Source organism: Bacteroides clarus YIT 12056 (genome assembly GCF_900129655.1).
GTDB classification, from domain to species: Bacteria; Bacteroidota; Bacteroidia; order Bacteroidales; family Bacteroidaceae; genus Bacteroides; species Bacteroides clarus.
The window spans coordinates 570,878-587,159 of record NZ_FQWK01000001.1 but is presented as its reverse complement, the minus strand read 5'-3'; the positions used below and the strand labels follow the sequence as shown (position 1 = coordinate 587,159).

At 46.8% G+C, this 16,282-nt stretch carries 14 protein-coding genes and 1 pseudogene; 7 read left to right on the top strand and 8 right to left on the bottom strand.

Annotated features, from left to right (window positions below; all coding sequences use genetic code 11):
- The 3 genes and pseudogenes from msrA to BUB52_RS02180 all read right to left on the bottom strand — a co-directional run bounded on the left by msrA (window position 1) and on the right by BUB52_RS02180 (window position 1,650).
- A pseudogene (gene msrA / locus BUB52_RS02190) lies at window positions 1-781 on the bottom strand (peptide-methionine (S)-S-oxide reductase MsrA).
- A gap of 82 nt (window positions 782-863) precedes the next feature.
- Entirely contained in the window at window positions 864-1,139 is a 276-nt protein-coding gene (locus tag BUB52_RS02185) for a putative quinol monooxygenase (RefSeq protein WP_009123283.1), read from the bottom strand.
- A gap of 148 nt (window positions 1,140-1,287) precedes the next feature.
- The gene (locus tag BUB52_RS02180) at window positions 1,288-1,650 is read right to left on the bottom strand and encodes a winged helix-turn-helix transcriptional regulator (RefSeq protein ID WP_009123282.1); all 363 of its coding nucleotides are present in this window, start codon (window positions 1,648-1,650) and stop codon (window positions 1,288-1,290) included.
- 165 nt (window positions 1,651-1,815) lie between these two features.
- Between BUB52_RS02180 and BUB52_RS02175 the strand changes: the two genes are divergently transcribed.
- Window positions 1,816-2,346 (top strand): DJ-1/PfpI family protein, encoded by a 531-nt coding sequence (locus BUB52_RS02175; protein WP_009123281.1) that lies wholly within the window; start codon window positions 1,816-1,818, stop codon window positions 2,344-2,346.
- Between the two features lie 130 nt (window positions 2,347-2,476).
- A complete protein-coding gene (ung, locus tag BUB52_RS02170; RefSeq protein WP_039951176.1) occupies window positions 2,477-3,139 on the top strand; it encodes a uracil-DNA glycosylase in 663 nt (220 codons plus the stop codon).
- Window positions 3,140-3,153: 14 nt separating this feature from the next.
- Here the strand turns inward: ung and BUB52_RS02165 are convergent, their stop codons facing one another.
- On the bottom strand, window positions 3,154-3,861 hold the full coding sequence (locus BUB52_RS02165) for a TIGR02757 family protein (RefSeq protein WP_009123279.1): 708 nt from the start codon (window positions 3,859-3,861) through the stop codon (window positions 3,154-3,156).
- A gap of 12 nt (window positions 3,862-3,873) precedes the next feature.
- On the bottom strand, window positions 3,874-4,746 hold the full coding sequence (locus BUB52_RS02160; protein WP_009123278.1) for an urea transporter: 873 nt from the start codon (window positions 4,744-4,746) through the stop codon (window positions 3,874-3,876).
- 200 nt (window positions 4,747-4,946) lie between these two features.
- Here BUB52_RS02160 and BUB52_RS02155 point away from each other — a divergent pair, with 200 nt between their 5' ends.
- Together BUB52_RS02155 and BUB52_RS02150 are read left to right on the top strand one after the other, a co-directional pair.
- Window positions 4,947-5,804, top strand: coding sequence for an AraC family transcriptional regulator (locus tag BUB52_RS02155; RefSeq protein WP_039951175.1), 858 nt, complete (start codon window positions 4,947-4,949; stop codon window positions 5,802-5,804).
- An 85-nt stretch (window positions 5,805-5,889) separates the two neighbouring features.
- Window positions 5,890-6,483 carry a type 1 glutamine amidotransferase family protein gene (locus BUB52_RS02150; protein WP_009123276.1) on the top strand — a complete coding sequence of 198 codons (594 nt, stop codon included), beginning with the start codon at window positions 5,890-5,892 and terminating at the stop codon, window positions 6,481-6,483.
- Window positions 6,484-6,518: 35 nt separating this feature from the next.
- Here BUB52_RS02150 and BUB52_RS02145 read toward each other — a convergent pair whose 3' ends face one another.
- Window positions 6,519-7,379 (bottom strand): DUF6845 domain-containing protein, encoded by an 861-nt coding sequence (locus BUB52_RS02145; RefSeq protein ID WP_039951173.1) that lies wholly within the window; start codon window positions 7,377-7,379, stop codon window positions 6,519-6,521.
- 139 nt (window positions 7,380-7,518) lie between these two features.
- On the opposite strand from BUB52_RS02145, the gene BUB52_RS02140 reads away from it, so the two are divergent.
- On the top strand, window positions 7,519-8,418 hold the full coding sequence (locus tag BUB52_RS02140) for a DMT family transporter (protein WP_039951139.1): 900 nt from the start codon (window positions 7,519-7,521) through the stop codon (window positions 8,416-8,418).
- A gap of 2 nt (window positions 8,419-8,420) precedes the next feature.
- Here the strand turns inward: BUB52_RS02140 and BUB52_RS02135 are convergent, their stop codons facing one another.
- A complete protein-coding gene (locus tag BUB52_RS02135) occupies window positions 8,421-9,464 on the bottom strand; it encodes an N-acetylmuramoyl-L-alanine amidase family protein (RefSeq protein ID WP_009123272.1) in 1,044 nt (347 codons plus the stop codon).
- A 139-nt stretch (window positions 9,465-9,603) separates the two neighbouring features.
- Here BUB52_RS02135 and BUB52_RS02130 point away from each other — a divergent pair, with 139 nt between their 5' ends.
- A complete protein-coding gene (locus BUB52_RS02130) occupies window positions 9,604-10,884 on the top strand; it encodes an O-acetylhomoserine aminocarboxypropyltransferase/cysteine synthase family protein (protein WP_009123271.1) in 1,281 nt (426 codons plus the stop codon).
- A gap of 90 nt (window positions 10,885-10,974) precedes the next feature.
- On the opposite strand, the gene BUB52_RS02125 is transcribed toward BUB52_RS02130, so the two are convergent.
- On the bottom strand, window positions 10,975-13,476 hold the full coding sequence (locus BUB52_RS02125; protein WP_009123270.1) for a family 20 glycosylhydrolase: 2,502 nt from the start codon (window positions 13,474-13,476) through the stop codon (window positions 10,975-10,977).
- Window positions 13,477-13,651: 175 nt separating this feature from the next.
- Here BUB52_RS02125 and BUB52_RS02120 point away from each other — a divergent pair, with 175 nt between their 5' ends.
- Complete coding sequence (locus BUB52_RS02120; RefSeq protein WP_009123269.1) at window positions 13,652-15,940, top strand: NADP-dependent malic enzyme; 2,289 nt, start codon at window positions 13,652-13,654, stop codon at window positions 15,938-15,940.
- The last annotated feature ends 342 nt before the right edge of the window (window positions 15,941-16,282 follow it).

The window sequence follows — 16,282 nt, the reverse complement described above, 5'->3', positions numbered from 1 at the left end:
TTATTTTACCAGTTCTAAATATTCACCATATCCTTCTGCCTGCATCTTGTCTTTAGGGATAAAACGTAAAGAGGCGCTGTTGATACAATAACGCAATCCGCCTTTATCGGCAGGACCATCTGTAAAAACATGTCCCAAATGGGCATCACCTGTTTTGCTGCGAACTTCCGTACGTACCCTTCATCTTCGCTTTACGTGCCAGGTCGAACAACGCAGAATTGATATGACAATAGCCACCCGGATTTTTATCCAGATAATCTTGATGATACTCTTCTGCCGGATAAAAATTCTTCAACGGTTCAATCTCTACCTCCAACGGACGGGTGTAGTTGGCTGCCAGACGGTTAACGGTTTCACGGATAACAGGCAGGTCCACGACATCTGTATAATAGATGCCTGTACGATATTGAGTTCCACGGTCATTGCCCTGACGGTTCAGACTGGTAGGGTCAATTGTTTTGAAGTAAAGGTCGATAAGAAAAGGCAAGTCTGCCTTATCGGGGTCATACTGTACCTTTACTGTTTCGGCAAAGTTTGTAGTACCGGTGCACACCTGTTGATAGGTAGGGTTGGCTATATTTCCGTTTGCATATCCCACCCGGGTAGCTTCTACCCCTTCTATTTGTTTCAGAAAATGTTCGGTTCCCCAAAAACATCCCCCTGCCAGATAAATCTCTTTCATTGGCTTCATATCACTTCTCCTTTCCGCCTGATTTGCCGGTTTACCGGCAAAGGACAGGCAACTTATTAGCATTACAAAAATAAAGATTATTTGTTTCATACCACTTATCGTATAAACTGTAAAAACAAAAAAGTCAACACAATGGTTGACTTTTCCAAACAATATGTCTGCAACGATATCATCAGAAACTGAATTTCTCCAGTTTCATAGAGGCAAGATCCTGTATTTTAGGAACTAAGGTTACAAAATGTGTAGCCTTTTCGTGCGCAGCCAAAGATTCCTCGTCTTTCCATGTTTCGCAAATCATAAGAACATCTTCACGGGTTGCACTTTCAAAAATATCATAGGCAATGCAGCCATTATCTTTCAAGGAACAAGCTACCAGTTCGTTTGCCATTTCCATTACAGCAGCACGGTTATCCGCACTTACTTGAATAAAAACATTCAGTCTAATCATACTCGTATCTATTTTAAATGCGCCGCAAATTTATATAGAATAAATAAGAAGTCCGTTACGATTCTGTGTAATGAATGTAAATCTCATAAAAAAGAATTCCGGTTCATAATGAATCTGAATTCTTATATTACAACAATGTATAGCGTGCTTATGACCTTACTTCTTCCCGTACTCCCCGCCGTTCCATAATATCCGCCATGTGCTCCAATGCCCAACCTACCAGTGATTCGATATGCGGCATCAAGCTATATCCCGTTTCCGTAAGGGAATATTCCACACGTGGAGGAACTTCCGCATACACTTTCCTGACTATCAGCCCATCCGTTTCCAACGAACGCAGCGTAACCGTAAGCATACGTTGTGAAATATCGCCGATTGTTTTCTGAATATCACAGAAACGCATCGTACCATTCGTCTTTAATGTAACCATGATAAGCATTGTCCACTTATCTCCCAACTTGCTCAAAACATCCCGTATCGGGCAACTACCTATATGATGAAAGTTTTCCATTTTTTAACTTTTACTAATTGTCTGAACGTCAACAATGGTTACATCGCTGTAACTATCTAACATTCAAGTGCCTTCTTGTTTACAACCAATAGGAAACCTAACTTTGCAGCACAAAAGTAATAAACTTACTGAAAATAACTATTGTTTCACTTAATAATTAAGATTATGACAAAGAAAGTTGCGGTTTTGGCAGTAAATCCGGTAAACGGGTGCGGTTTGTTCCAGTACTTGGAAGCGTTTTTTGAGAATGGCATTGCTTATAAGGTATTTGCGGTGGCAGACAGCAAGGAAATCAAGACCAACTCCGGTATCGCTCTGACAGCAGACGATGTGGTAGCTAACCTGAAAGGACATGAAGATGAGTACGATGCGCTTGTATTCGCTTGCGGTGATGCCGTCCCCGTATTTCAACAGAATGCCGACAAACCGTATAACGTTACCATGCTGGAAATCATCAAAACATTCGGTGGAAAAGGTAAAATCATGATCGGACACTGTGCAGCCGCCATGATGTTCGATTTTACGGGTATCACCAAAGGTAAGAAAGTAGCCGTTCATCCATTGGCGAAACCCGCCATCCAAAACGGAGAAGCAACCGACAATCCTTCCGAAGCAGACGGGAACTTCTATACCGCTCAGGATGAAAACAATATCCGGAGCATGATAGAAAAGGTAGTAGCAGCCCTAAAAGCATAAGCAATACGTGAAAGCCCTGTACGATGAGACATTCTAACGAATACGGGGCTTTCTTTTTATCTGTAAAACACATACGCACTCACAGAGATTATTTGTACATTTGTTGCATCGTACTTAGATGCAGTATCCTATGAAAGTCAAGATAGAAGAGAGCTGGCGGCAGCGTTTACAAGAAGAATTCGACAAGCCCTACTTTGAGAGATTGGTATCATTTGTGAAAAGCGAATACGGACGCGCCAATGTGCTTCCGCCGGGACATCTTATCTTTCATGTTTTCAACTCATGTCCTTTTGAGAAGGTAAAAGTGGTTATCTTAGGACAAGATCCCTACCCCACCCCCGGACAATATTACGGAATATGTTTTTCCGTACCGGAAGGAGTAGCTATACCGGGTTCACTCACCAATATCTTCAAGGAGATACATCAGGATTTGGGCAAACCGATTCCTACTTCCGGTAATCTGGACCGTTGGGTAGCTCAGGGAGTACTCTCCATGAATTCTGTCCTTACGGTACGCGCCCACGCAAGCGGTTCGCACCGTAACATGGGCTGGGAAACTTTCACAGACGCGGTAATCAAGAAATTAAGTGATGAACGGGAACATCTCGTATTCATGCTTTGGGGAGCGTATGCCAAAGAAAAGGCAACTTTGATAGACAGCAGTAAGCACCTTATACTGACAACCGTCCATCCTTCGCCTCGTTCCGCCGAATACGGTTTCTTCGGATGCAAACACTTTAGCAAAGCCAACGATTATTTACGAAGCAAAGGCATTGAGGAGATAGATTGGTAAGAAAAAGCCCGATTTTACAACGCTCCGTTCACCCCGCTACCGAACAATGCGAAATCTCCCAAACAAGGGTCATCCGGAAAGACCTCCGCCAAAGCCGCAGTTATGTTCCGCGCATTTTTAAGAGAGAATGTTTCCGCATCGGTAAGCCCTAAAAGATAAGCTACCCTACAAACATGGGTATCTAAGGGAATCAGCAAGTCACGACGGTCAAAGCTGTCCCAAATGCCGAAGTCCACTTCCGATTCTTTTCGTATCATCCAGCGCAGAAACATATTCAGCTTCTTTTGAGGGCTCTTGGCTGAAACTTCCAGAAATGCGCACAGCTTCTCCATCGGTGTACCCGAATAGCCCAACAAGGCGTTTTCCAAACTATCAAACTGAGAATAGGCGGCATGCAACCGGGCGAAGTAAGTATAAAAATCCGCATGAGAAAGCATACGGTAAAAACTGCTCTTATCTGTCGGTCGGAAATCTTCTTTCCATTGACAGGACAAGACATACCGATAAGGTGAAACTCCCATTAATTGATGCAGTTCATCCGCTTTTTTCAATATCTGTTTGCGATTTCCAAAACTCATTATAGCTGTGAGCAAACCGCTAATCTCAATATCCTGTTTCTGCGTATACCGATGTGGAAACTGAACAGGATCACCTTGTATAAAGGCGGCGCAATGATATTCTCTTGCCCATGCCAAAAGTTGCAATCGTGTTTTCTCGGTCATGCCTTATAAGATTCAGCTGTTTGTAGTTTCTGTCTTTGCCTTTCTATCCAATTGCTGTAATCCCGCCACAATCCATACAGCGACAACAAAAGGTGCAGTGAGAGTTGTTATCCCCCATTCCATTCCGCCTATCTGAAGCAAAACGGACAGCAATACGGCCATTACAGCCCACACACCGCCTTTCCATGTTTTATCCCCCAAAGCAATGGCGCACAACACGCCGTTATATCCCATCAATCCGGCATTCAGAGCGGCATAATCCACTCCAAGCAGCAGGGCGAAGGGAATGGGAAGCAATGCCCCCAGTATGGTATAAAGACCATTGATACGGGAATTCACCAAGATACCCAGCAGAAAGAACACCCCTGCCAACACAGTATTTCCCTGAAACATTACCTGACCGATATTCAGACAAAAAGCCTGTAAAAAAGAAAGCGTCTGAGCCGTCACAGCATCTCCGGAAGGCAGTAACAAAGACGGCATCATCCAATTGCAGGCAACCAACAATATCCACACAGAAATAATAAAGGGAGCGGTGAACCCAGATACCAGCCGCTGCAAACCAAAAAGACGGGCTATCCAGGTAGATAAGCACGAGCCTGCAACCAACAGTAATAGGGAAGCAACAGTTATCGGCATAAACACCCCGATTGCTATTCCCACCAAAGTTCCGTTAAACCCGTAAAGTCCGTTCCGTATATCTTCGCGACTATAACCGGAAAAATAAGCCGCCAATGTACTTACAACATTACCTGCAATCGCCAACAAAGCCATTTGCCAAGAATTCAGAAGAATACCTACCAACATTAATAACCCTGACAGTGCATTATTCTGAAACATCACCTGCCCTATACCGCGTCCTAAAATAAGTAAAGCTCCTTTCATATACTTTTTCAAAAGCTATTTATATAATATAATTCCATTGCAAAAGTACATATATTTTATCTTTACAGACAAACTAAACAATGATTATTAACAACCTTCCGTTCAATAAATATGTGATAAACCATATTTATAGCAACATCGGACAAGTCCTCTATCCCTTTTCCCCTTATTTTTGCATCGTGAACAAACCGATAGAATATATGGAAACCAAGAAGACAACCCGGGAAGAGTATCAAAAATGTGTGAATGCAGTGGTAGATTATATCAATCTCCACCTCGGAGAAGAAATCGACCTGAAATCACTGGCCAAGATTTCCCATTTCTCTCCTTTCTACTTTCACCGCATCATGAAAGCTTTTTTGGGCGAACCCATAGGTACGTTTATTGTCCGGACACGTACCGAAGCAGCTGCACGGTTGTTGCGTCATTCCCAACTGCCGATAGCCGACATCGCTTATCGCATCGGTTATTCGTCACTCTCGTCGTTGTCTAAAGTATTCAAACAGTTCTATGGTATTTCACCTTTAGAATATCGTAACAATAAAAACTTTGTAATTATGAAACCAGCCATTATCCGTCCGGAACTCGAACTGAAACGAGAAATCAAAGAGCTCCCGGCCCGAAACGTGATTTATATCCGATTATTCGGAGACTATAAACTGAATGATTATTGCGGCACATGGATACGCCTTCAACAGTTTATCCAAGAGGAGAAACTGCCAATGGGAGAAGTGATGCCCTATTGTATTTATCATGATGACCCCAAAGTAACTCCGGTAGAAAAATTGCGTACCGATGTATGTATGGTTATGCCAGCTGCCGTAACACCTAAAGGTGATATCGGCTTCAAACAGCTTCCGGCAGGACGTTACGCCATATTCCTATATAAGGGGTCTTATGAGCACCTGCAAGCCGTGTACGATACAATCTATGGAAAATATATCCCTGAAATGGAATGTACTTTCAGAAATGAAGCCAGCGCCGAACGATATCTGAACAATCCTGCAGAAACAGCACCGGATGAACTGTTAACAGAGATTTATATTCCTATAGAATAAATTTCGATACCGAACTTTCATTATAATATTTATAAGTTTATGATTTAGTATTCGTACTTTTGTGAAGCACTAAACAAAAACAAAAATGAAGCAAGAAGTATTGTTTATAATATTAAATGAATATGCCGACTGGGAAGGCGCTTTCATAGCAGCCTGCCTGAACATGGGAGTAATGCCGGGCAGCGAAGTGATGTATACACCCAAAGTCGTTGCCCCGACATTGGATGCTGTGCGTTCTATCGGCGGTTTCCGTACGCTACCCGATTATAGTTTCCAGACGATGCCCACAGATTATGCGGCATTGATACTGATAGGCGGCATGCAATGGAATTCTCCCGAAGCGGCACAAGTGGTTCCTTTGGTGAAGGATGCTCTACAACGTGGAAAAATCATTGGCGCCATCTGCAATGCCGCCTCTTTCATGGCAAAGCACGGCTTCCTTAATAACGTAAAACATACGGGAAATACCATACAACAGTTGAAGCTTTGGGGTGAACAGAACTATACCAACGAAACCGGTTATGAAGAGAAGCAGGCCGTCAGCGACCAAAATATCGTCACAGCCAACGGCACCGGGCAGCTGGAATTCTGTCGCGAGCTTCTTTTGTTGTTAAAAGCCGATACGCCGGAAAGAATTCATGAATCCTATGATTTCTATAAAAACGGATTTGTAAGATAAAGAAAGGAGGCCTATGGACTGAGCCTAAGACAGCCTTAGTTCAGGCTCAGTCCATACGTACCTAAGGTCTCCATCTCGTCTGCCGTATAACTTCCCTGGGACTTGATATGCTGTACTTCCTTCATGAATGTCTCGGCATGAGCCAGAAAGTCCCGGAAAATCTTCATCTCTCGAGGATGTCCTTCCATCGTCGGCAAACGTTTGGCAATGTCCAACTGAATAACCAACTTCATCATTTTCATATCCAGCCGGGCCATATCGGGAGAGGGTTTGCGCATACACAATTGCAGAATACTCTGCATCGTGGCAGACATCCTGTTCATGGCAGGTATCTGTTCCTTCATCGGGTTATCATTCAGCAATACCTTCTGCGCTTCTTCGGTAAAAGAAGACAGCATATCAAGAATATTCTCTTTATACTCCGCCATCTCGACGCTCAGCCGGTAATTAACAGGCAGCAGTTTATCGGCAGCAGACTTATCTTTTGCTTTCAGCGAGGAAAGATACCGATTGAAATTAGCATAAAATTGCTTTCTAATCTGAAACAACTGCATAAAGCTCTGTTTCAGATTGCGCCGGGTTTCTTCATTAAAATACGTACCGGGGTTGACGACCGATGCAGAATCTTTCTGAGAGAAAGCCGGCGGAACAACAGCCGTCAGTATCGGCGCATCCCCATTCTGTTCCATATATCCCAATACGGAATTCACATCCTTCTCCACCACCAAATTCTTCAACAGGGCGAGCGAGGCATTATAGTACTTCATCACCTTATCCGCCTGTTCCACTTCCGCAGCAGAATATTTTTCGGAAGTTTTCCGCTGAACACCGCTACCGCAAGCAGCCAACATAAGAGTAACCGCAAACGCTCCCGCAAACATTAAATTCTTTCTCATAAGGTTTCCTTTCATTTTTTAATATGCACGTACCATTCGCATGTACGCTTTTATTCACTAATTTTGCAAATCATTATGCGGAACAAACAAACGATGAAAGAGATAGGTTCCGGTATATCGTTTAATTTTCAAGAAAAAGATGCAAAACACTACTATAAAAGGTTTTCTATATGCGGCACTCTCCTCGTCCACATTCGGACTGGCGCCTTTCTTCAGCATATCATTGTTAGTAGCGGGATTCTCATCCTTTGAAGTGCTGACATACCGCTGGGGAATCGCTTCACTCATTTTGGCAATTGCCGGCATCATATTGGGAGAGCGGTTCCGAATCACCGGGAAAGACTGGCAGACCGTATTCATACTAAGCCTGTTCAGAGCCACCACCTCATTCAGCCTCGTGATAGCCTACCAAAATATTGCCAGCGGCGTAGCATCCACCATTCACTTCATGTACCCCCTGGCGGTAGCGCTCACCATGATGCTGTTTTTCAAGGAAAAGAAGTCTTTCTCCATCCTGTTTGCAGTGTTCATTTCATTGATAGGCGCGGCGTTACTGTCATCGGGCGAGATAGATTTCAAAGGCGGAGATACTGCAACAGGACTGATCGCCGCCGCCATTTCCATATTCTCGTACGGCGGATATATTATAGGTGTACGGAAAAGCCGCGCTGCCAGCATCCCGTCTACGGCACTGACCTGCTATGTCATGGGATTCGGAACCCTATTCTATATTATAGGCGGCTGTCTGACAGACGGCATCCGACCGGCAACAGACGGCCATGCATGGCTGAACATCCTCGGACTGGCAATACCGGCAACGGCCGTTTCCAATATCAGTCTGGTAAAGGCAATCAAACATGTAGGCCCCACGCTTACATCCATCTTCGGAGCATTGGAACCTCTGACCGCCATAGTCATCGGATGTTGCGTATTCAAAGAAAGCTTCACATGGAGCAGCGCTATCGGAATCGCCCTGATTGTGACGGCAGTGACAGTAGTCATCCTGCACGAAAACGGCACGGGCAAAGTGCGCAAGTAATCCTACTTCGTCCGCTTATAATCCGCGATAAATCCTTCCATCATCCACTTTGCCAAAGCCTGGCGGTTGGAGCTGATAACGAAACGACGTTGGTCGAACGTATTCTGGATATTGCCCAATTCCACAAAAACGGAAGTCGGCGCGGCTTTCAGCAATACATAAAGGTTGCGTGAGCTGACAGTCCCCTCAAACCCGCGGTTCGGCTGATGTTTGTCGTACTTCGACTCGAAAGTTTCTTTCATGGTAACCGCCAGCTTCTTTCCCAACACGCTTTTCGGGGCATGGTAAAAGAAGACATCCGTTTGCGCGCTCTTGCTACGGCTGTCTACGTGCAGAAAGATGGCCCGGCAATACTTATATTTCTGACGGTCTTTCCGATAGAGTTCATTGATTTTGGCACAACGCTGTTGCAGACGGGCTACCTGGTTCAGCGGAATAGCTTCTCCCATACAAGTTTCCCGCTTACTGTTGGAAAGATAGCGGTCGTCACGAATTCCGTCTTTGGCATCCTGAATGATGATACGTACTTCCGCCCCTTCCTGCATCAGGTTACGGGCAAGGCGCAAGGCAACATCATAGGCATATTCATCCTCATGCAACTCCACCTTTCCTATTTTCCCGATAGCTCCCGGGTCGGGACCGCCATGCCCGCTGACTACATAGAAGCAAGCGCCCTGTAAGCGGTTGGAAGTCACTTTCACATCAGCCAGTTTTTTCCCGAACAACCGTTCCCGAACCGCTCCCTTTTTGCCGGCGGCAGATTTGGATGAAGCGGCGGCAGAAGTCCCCTTCTTCAAGGGAGGCAATATATACTTCACTCCCAATCGCAATTCCTCTTTTCCACGCAGACGTTTCTCGTTCAGCTTCATAAACTCGTTATAGCAGGCTTTTCCGGGACGCTTGTTCCGCTCCAGAAAAGCGGAAATACCCTCACCCGCCTTGGGTGTGGCATATTCTCCCTGAGCAGAGACCTCAAAAACAAGAAAAGTACAAAAGAGGATAGCCAGCAAGCAAAATATACGTTTCATATTCCCGTTATTCGTCATTTATTCGTATCGGCAGTAAATTTTCAACCGCTAAATTATTGCATTTTACCATTCACGCGTACAAATTTATATTTTTTTCCCTACTTTTGCGACAACTTACGCGTTTTAAAGAAAAGAAACTCTAAAAACAGATAGCATTATGGCAAAGCAATTCAAGCCGGAGACACTGTGCGTACAGGCAGGGTGGACTCCTAAAAAGGGTGAACCCCGTGTACTCCCCATTTATCAAAGTACAACTTTCAAATATGACACCAGCGAACAAATGGCTCGTCTGTTCGACCTCGAAGACAGCGGTTACTTCTACACCCGTCTGCAGAATCCTACGAACGATGCCGTTGCCGCCAAGATAGCCGCTCTTGAAGGCGGTGTAGCCGCTATGCTGACATCGAGCGGACAGGCTGCGAATTTCTATGCCATCTTCAACATCTGTCAGGCAGGCGACCACTTCGTATGCTCATCCACTATCTATGGCGGAACATTCAACCTGTTTGGCGTAACAATGAAAAAACTGGGTGTCGACGTGACTTTTGTCAACCCGGATGCGCCCGAAGAGGAAATCTCCGCAGCTTTCCGTCCGAACACCAAAGCCTTGTTCGGCGAAACGATCTCCAACCCAACGCTGGAGGTTCTCGATATTGAAAAATTTGCCCGCATCGCCCACAAGCATGGGGTGCCGTTGATTGTAGACAACACTTTCCCCACTCCTATCAACTGCCGCCCGTTTGAATGGGGAGCCGATATAGTAGTCCACTCCACCACCAAATACATGGACGGACACGCCACCAGCGTAGGCGGCGCAATTGTAGACAGCGGTAATTTCGACTGGGACGCGCATGCCGACAAATTCCCCGGCCTCTGCACTCCGGACGAATCGTATCACGGGCTCACTTATACAAAAGCTTTCGGCAAACTGGCTTACATCACAAAAGCTACGGCGCAGTTGATGCGCGACCTCGGCAGCATCCAGTCTCCACAGAATGCCTTCTTGCTGAACCTCGGTCTGGAAACGCTGCACCTGCGTATGCCTCAACATTGCGGCAATGCCCAGAAAGTCGCCGAATACCTTTCTAAGAATGACAAAGTGGCATGGGTAAACTATTGCGGTCTGCCCGACAATAAGTACTACGAGTTGGCACAGAAATACATGCCGGGCGGTTCGTGCGGCGTTATCTCCTTCGGGCTGAAAGGCGGTCGTGAGGTGTCCATCAAATTTATGGATTCACTGAAGCTGGCTGCTATCGTAACCCACGTTGCCGATGCGCGTACCTGCGTGCTTCACCCTGCCAGCCATACGCATCGTCAGCTTTCTGACGAGCAACTGTTGGAAGCCGGTATCCGTCCCGACCTTATCCGCTTCTCGGTGGGTATTGAAAACGCGGATGATATTATCGCTGATATAGAGCAAGCGCTGAATGCGTAACCAAATAAATTTTGCACCACAGCGAAAAAGAAATATCGCTGTGGTGCAAAACCTTTTTTCAGATGATTTCGGCCTGATAAGCCGGAAGTCTTATTCCACTTTCAACGTAATCGGCAAACTCGCCTTACCCTGATAGAATGTCCCTGCCTTAACGACCGAAGCATCGCACTTCATCGGCATTTCCCACAAAGCGGAATTTACAGTCGGTTCTGAACCATCCATTGTATAACGTATTTCAGCGCCTCGAATGGCTGTATTGGCGTAAAGTGTACCGTCTTTCACCAGCAATCCCGGATGCGGCAGGCGGAAATTGATACCGTTCTTCGCCCAATAAGGCATTTCCATATCACTGATTTTTTCATAATACAGCGCCAGCGCTTTGTCGAAAGCTTGTTGTTCCTGTGCGCCTCGCAGTTTTTCCCATGCCGGATAAGCATTCCAACCACGCTCTGCCAGTCCCATGATTTTCGGGAAAAGAAGATATTCCACACCGCTGAAGCTACGGATTGTTTCGGCAAACAGCTGACCTTGTACACCCAGAATATTCTTTCGGCCTTCTGCCGTCAGAACAGTTTTTCCTTTTTCCGCTTTATCCAAATCAACAGAATCCCCTGCTCCATCCGTACGCAATGAACGATAGATGCTGAAAGGAAGCATGGAAAAAGAGATTGCCTCATCCACATAGCCGCCCCAGTCGAGCCCGCGCTCATCAGGATGCCCGTTGTAAGCCATATCCATATAGAAATTACCCACATTGCAGAGAATCACCGGATAACCGTTGTTGGCAATCTGATAAACCACTTCATCGTAGCCCGGAACCGTATTCCAGCAGTACACGCCTGCCGCCTGAGTCCGCAATTGCCGGTGAGCCTCTTCGGTATGCCCCAAAGCCACTTCCTGCCACCCGCTGAACTTCAGACCGTTCCTTTGCATGATGCCGGCCATTTGCGTGATGAAATACTCTGCCAAATCATGCGGTTTCGTCATACCTTCCTCTTTCATCAATGCCCGGCACTTGGGAGAACCCAGCCATACGCCGCGCGCCACCTCATCACCGCCAAGATGCACCGTAGTCAGCGGTACGCCGGCTTCCTCATACATAGCCGCAAGTTCCTGAATCACTTTCTCCATAAAGCGGTAGGCGGAAGGCATGGCCACATTTATCACATTGTCCGTATAATACTGCACGGACGCATAGCGGGAAGTATCTTCCGGCTCACTCAACAGATATTCGGCGGCCTTTTCCATATCCGTATCCTTATACCTGTTGTAACGTGCTTTCATGGAAACGATAGCCGCACGGGCATGTCCGGGAGATTCTATTTCCGGTATGACGCGGATATGCCTTTCGGCGGCGTAACGTAGCAAACCGATAAAATCCTCGCGGGAGTAATGTCCGTTGCCTACCGTTGAGGCATCCGGGTCATAGCCGCCATCGTAACAGGGATAGAGGCATCGGCTCTCGTCAGTGGTATGTCCGCGACAGCTGCCTACGGCCGTCAGTTCTTCCAGTCCCGGAATTTCCAGACGCCATGCTTCGTCATCCGCAAAATGGAAATGAAGCACATTCATTTTGTAAGAAGCGAAAATATCCACCAGCTTTTTCAGATTGTCCGCGGTAGTGAAGTTACGGGCAATGTCTATCATCTGCCCGCGGTACAAAAGGTCGGGATAATCTTCCACGGACATGGCGTCCAGCCGGTACGGCGCTTTTTTATCTTTCAGCATCGCCAGCAAAGTCTGCGTACCGTTGAAAACTCCGTGCGGCGTGGCGGCGCTGATTTTTATCCGGTCGCTGCCTATAACCATATCATAGTATTCATCGTTCACAGCTTTCGCCTTGTCGGCCAAAGTTTCCAAAGCAATTGTGACGGGAGCTTGGTCAACTATCTCCAAACCATACAAGGCGGACAGTTTCTCTTTCAGCAGCCTCGCCTCGCCGGCATACTCGCCCGGATAAGCCAAAGCCACCTTACCGTCCAGCACAACACCACCCTCGGCAGGCGTTACTTTCTTTACCGACGGCAATATATCCGACTGCTTCAAAGCCGGCGCATGCGCCAAACGGAGGTTCGATTCGTATATCTTAACCGCATCCGGATAGCCGGACAGTGATTCCGGCGAGGGCAACCCAAGCGCATTCAGCGTTACGGGAAGCGGCTTGCCTTCCTTACCGTCTGTCGCAGCTACCCAATAAGTACCCTCGGGCACATGCGAGTTCCGGTCCAGCTTGTAAGAACACAGGAAAGTGATACGCATGGAATCGCCGGGTGCCAGCGAAGTGAAGCTTTCCGTCGGATACATCTTAAAGAAGTTTCCGTTCACCGACTCCACCTTAACGGCAGGATTCCCCGCCTGCTTCACATTGCGGGGAAGCTGTGAATAATAGATTGTCCAATCTTTGGGAAGAGGAGCATCGGAGATGTTTTTAAGAACAAAGGAGTTCTCATAATAGCCGGGAGCAATGTCGCTCGCCCCCATTTCCCAGGTCAGGGAAACCGGAGCTTCGGATTTGTCACTCGTTCCGCATCCCGCCCAAAACGGCACGGTGCAAAACAATAATCCTGCAAAAGGAAGTTTCAAAATTTTCATAAAATACTTGTGTTAAGTTAATAATCGGGGGTAATTACTTAAATCTACTGCCAAAAATAAGCATTTTTAGTTTATTTACTGATAAATCTAATAGAAATTATCAGTCACAAGCTACAATTTAGAACTTTTATCTCTAAATTTGCGACCAAATTATAACCATTTTAACTAATCTACCATGGCTAAGATAACCAAAGAAGCCGCCTTGCTTTATCACTCGCAAGGCAAACCGGGAAAAATTGAGGTAGTGCCGACCAAGCCCTACAGTACACAAACCGATCTTTCACTCGCTTATTCTCCGGGCGTTGCGGAACCTTGTCTCGAAATCGAGAAGAATCCGCAAGACGCGTACAAATATACAGCAAAAGGTAATCTGGTAGCTGTAATTTCCAACGGAACCGCCGTTCTCGGTTTGGGCGACATAGGCGCGCTCAGCGGCAAGCCCGTTATGGAAGGAAAAGGGCTGTTATTCAAAATTTATGCCGGTATCGATGTATTCGATATTGAAGTGAACGAAAAAGACCCCGATAAGTTTATCGAAGCGGTCAAGGCAATCGCCCCCACTTTCGGCGGTATCAATCTGGAAGATATCAAAGCTCCCGAATGTTTTGAAATAGAACGCCGTCTGAAAGAAGAGCTCGACATCCCTGTGATGCACGACGACCAGCACGGTACAGCCATCATCTCCAGCGCCGGACTGCTGAACGCCCTGGAAGTGGCAGGCAAGAAGATTGAAGATGTAAGAATTGTGGTGAACGGCGCAGGCGCTTCCGCCACCTCTTGCACCAAGCTATACGAGTCGCTCGGCGCGCGCCGTGAAAACATCCTGATGCTGGACAGCAAAGGCGTCATCACCAGCGACCGCGAAAACCTGACCGAACAGAAACGTTACTTTGCAACCGACCGTCGCGACGTGCATACCCTTGCCGAAGCCATCAAAGGCGCCGACGTATTCCTCGGCCTGTCCAAAGGCAATGTATTGACACAGGATATGGTACGCAGCATGGCCGACCATCCCATTGTGTTCGCCCTTGCCAACCCTACTCCGGAAATATCTTACGAGGACGCCATGGCCGCACGCCCGGATGTATTGATGTCTACCGGCCGTTCCGACTATCCGAACCAGATTAACAACGTCATCGGCTTCCCCTACATCTTCCGCGGCGCGCTCGACACGCAAGCCAAAGCCATCAACGAGGAAATGAAGATTGCCGCGGTACACGCCATCGCCAACCTCGCCAAGCAACCCGTACCCGATGTAGTGAACGAGGCCTACCATGTAAACAACTTCACTTTCGGTCCTGAATACTTCATCCCGAAACCGGTAGACCCGCGCCTCATCACCGAAGTATCTTGCGCGGTAGCCAAAGCTGCCATGGACAGCGGCGTAGCCGGCAAGAGCATCGAAGATTGGGATGCCTACAAACTGCAACTGCGCGAACTGATGGGCTACGAAAGCAAACTCACCCGCCAGCTCTACGACACTGCCCGCCGCAACCCGCAGCGCGTAGTCTTTGCCGAAGGCATTCACCCGAATATGCTGAAAGCTGCCGTTGAAGCCAAAGCCGAAGGTATCTGCCACCCTATTATATTAGGTAATGACGAAGCAATCGAGAAATTGGCGAAAGAACTCGACCTCAGCCTCGAAGGCATCGAAATCGTAAACCTGCGCCATCCTGACGAATCGGAACGCCGCGAGCGTTATGCACGTATCCTTTCCGAAAAGCGTGCCCGCGAAGGCGTTACCTACGAAGAAGCCAACGACAAGATGTTCGAGCGCAACTACTTCGGTATGATGATGGTGGAAACCGGCGAGGCCGACGCTTTCATCACCGGATTGTACACCAAATACAGCAATACCATCAAGGTAGCCAAAGAAGTAATCGGCATCCGTCCGGAATACAAGCATTTCGGTACCATGCACATCCTTAACTCCAAAAAAGGTACGTACTTCCTTGCCGACACGCTCATCAACCGCCATCCCAACGCGGAAACACTGATTGATATCGCCAAACTGTCGGAATATACCGTACGTTTCTTCAACCATACGCCCGTTATGGCCATGTTGAGCTACTCCAACTTCGGAACAGACAAAGAAGGAAGTCCGGTAAGCGTGCACGAAGCCGTGGACTATATGCAGCAAAACTATCCCGACCTTGCCATTGACGGCGAAATGCAAGTGAACTTTGCCATGAACCGCGAACTGCGCGATGCCAAATACCCCTTCACCCGTCTGAAAGGAAAGGATGTGAATACGCTTATCTTCCCGAACCTGAGCTCCGCCAACTCCGCATACAAATTGTTGCAGACAATGGATATGGATTCCGAGCTTATCGGCCCGATACAAATGGGGTTGAACAAGCCTATCCACTTCACCGACTTTGAAAGCTCCGTACGCGATATAGTAAACATCACTGCGGTGGCGGTTATCGACGCCATTGTAGATAAAAAGAAAGCCGGTAAATGAAAAGACGATTATCCAAATTCCAAATAGTTTGCATTACGCTTCTTTGGGCGGCACTTTGTTACATCGTCTTGACTTCCGCCGAACGAATTGACGGGCCAATCATTCTAACGCTTATCATTTCGGCGGCATTGGTATTCATTCCTGTAATAAAAGCTCTCAAAAGAGGATAAATAATATCTTTTTATTCCTTTTTGCGGGATAAAACAACATTTTTGCTGTTTTATCCCGCATTTTCTTTATAAATTGTTTGCTTGTATCATTTTTATGTTTACTTTTGCAACCGCAACGAGAGATAAGGCGATAAGGTAATAAAGTGATGAGGCTTACACTCATGTTCATCGC

Bases quoted from the DNA above. Each gene is read 5' to 3' on its own strand.
- BUB52_RS02185 (WP_009123283.1), bottom strand. From the start codon at position 1,139: ATGATTAGACTGAATGTTTTTATTCAAGTAAGTGCGGATAACCGTGCT.
- BUB52_RS02180 (WP_009123282.1), bottom strand. From the start codon at position 1,650: ATGGAAAACTTTCATCATATAGGTAGTTGCCCGATACGGGATGTTTTG.
- BUB52_RS02175 (WP_009123281.1), top strand. From the start codon at position 1,816: ATGACAAAGAAAGTTGCGGTTTTGGCAGTAAATCCGGTAAACGGGTGC.
- ung (WP_039951176.1), top strand. From the start codon at position 2,477: ATGAAAGTCAAGATAGAAGAGAGCTGGCGGCAGCGTTTACAAGAAGAA.
- BUB52_RS02165 (WP_009123279.1), bottom strand. From the start codon at position 3,861: ATGACCGAGAAAACACGATTGCAACTTTTGGCATGGGCAAGAGAATAT.
- BUB52_RS02160 (WP_009123278.1), bottom strand. From the start codon at position 4,746: ATGAAAGGAGCTTTACTTATTTTAGGACGCGGTATAGGGCAGGTGATG.
- BUB52_RS02155 (WP_039951175.1), top strand. From the start codon at position 4,947: ATGGAAACCAAGAAGACAACCCGGGAAGAGTATCAAAAATGTGTGAAT.
- BUB52_RS02150 (WP_009123276.1), top strand. From the start codon at position 5,890: ATGAAGCAAGAAGTATTGTTTATAATATTAAATGAATATGCCGACTGG.
- BUB52_RS02145 (WP_039951173.1), bottom strand. From the start codon at position 7,379: ATGAGAAAGAATTTAATGTTTGCGGGAGCGTTTGCGGTTACTCTTATG.
- BUB52_RS02140 (WP_039951139.1), top strand. From the start codon at position 7,519: ATGCAAAACACTACTATAAAAGGTTTTCTATATGCGGCACTCTCCTCG.
- BUB52_RS02135 (WP_009123272.1), bottom strand. From the start codon at position 9,464: ATGACGAATAACGGGAATATGAAACGTATATTTTGCTTGCTGGCTATC.
- BUB52_RS02130 (WP_009123271.1), top strand. From the start codon at position 9,604: ATGGCAAAGCAATTCAAGCCGGAGACACTGTGCGTACAGGCAGGGTGG.
- BUB52_RS02125 (WP_009123270.1), bottom strand. From the start codon at position 13,476: ATGAAAATTTTGAAACTTCCTTTTGCAGGATTATTGTTTTGCACCGTG.
- BUB52_RS02120 (WP_009123269.1), top strand. From the start codon at position 13,652: ATGGCTAAGATAACCAAAGAAGCCGCCTTGCTTTATCACTCGCAAGGC.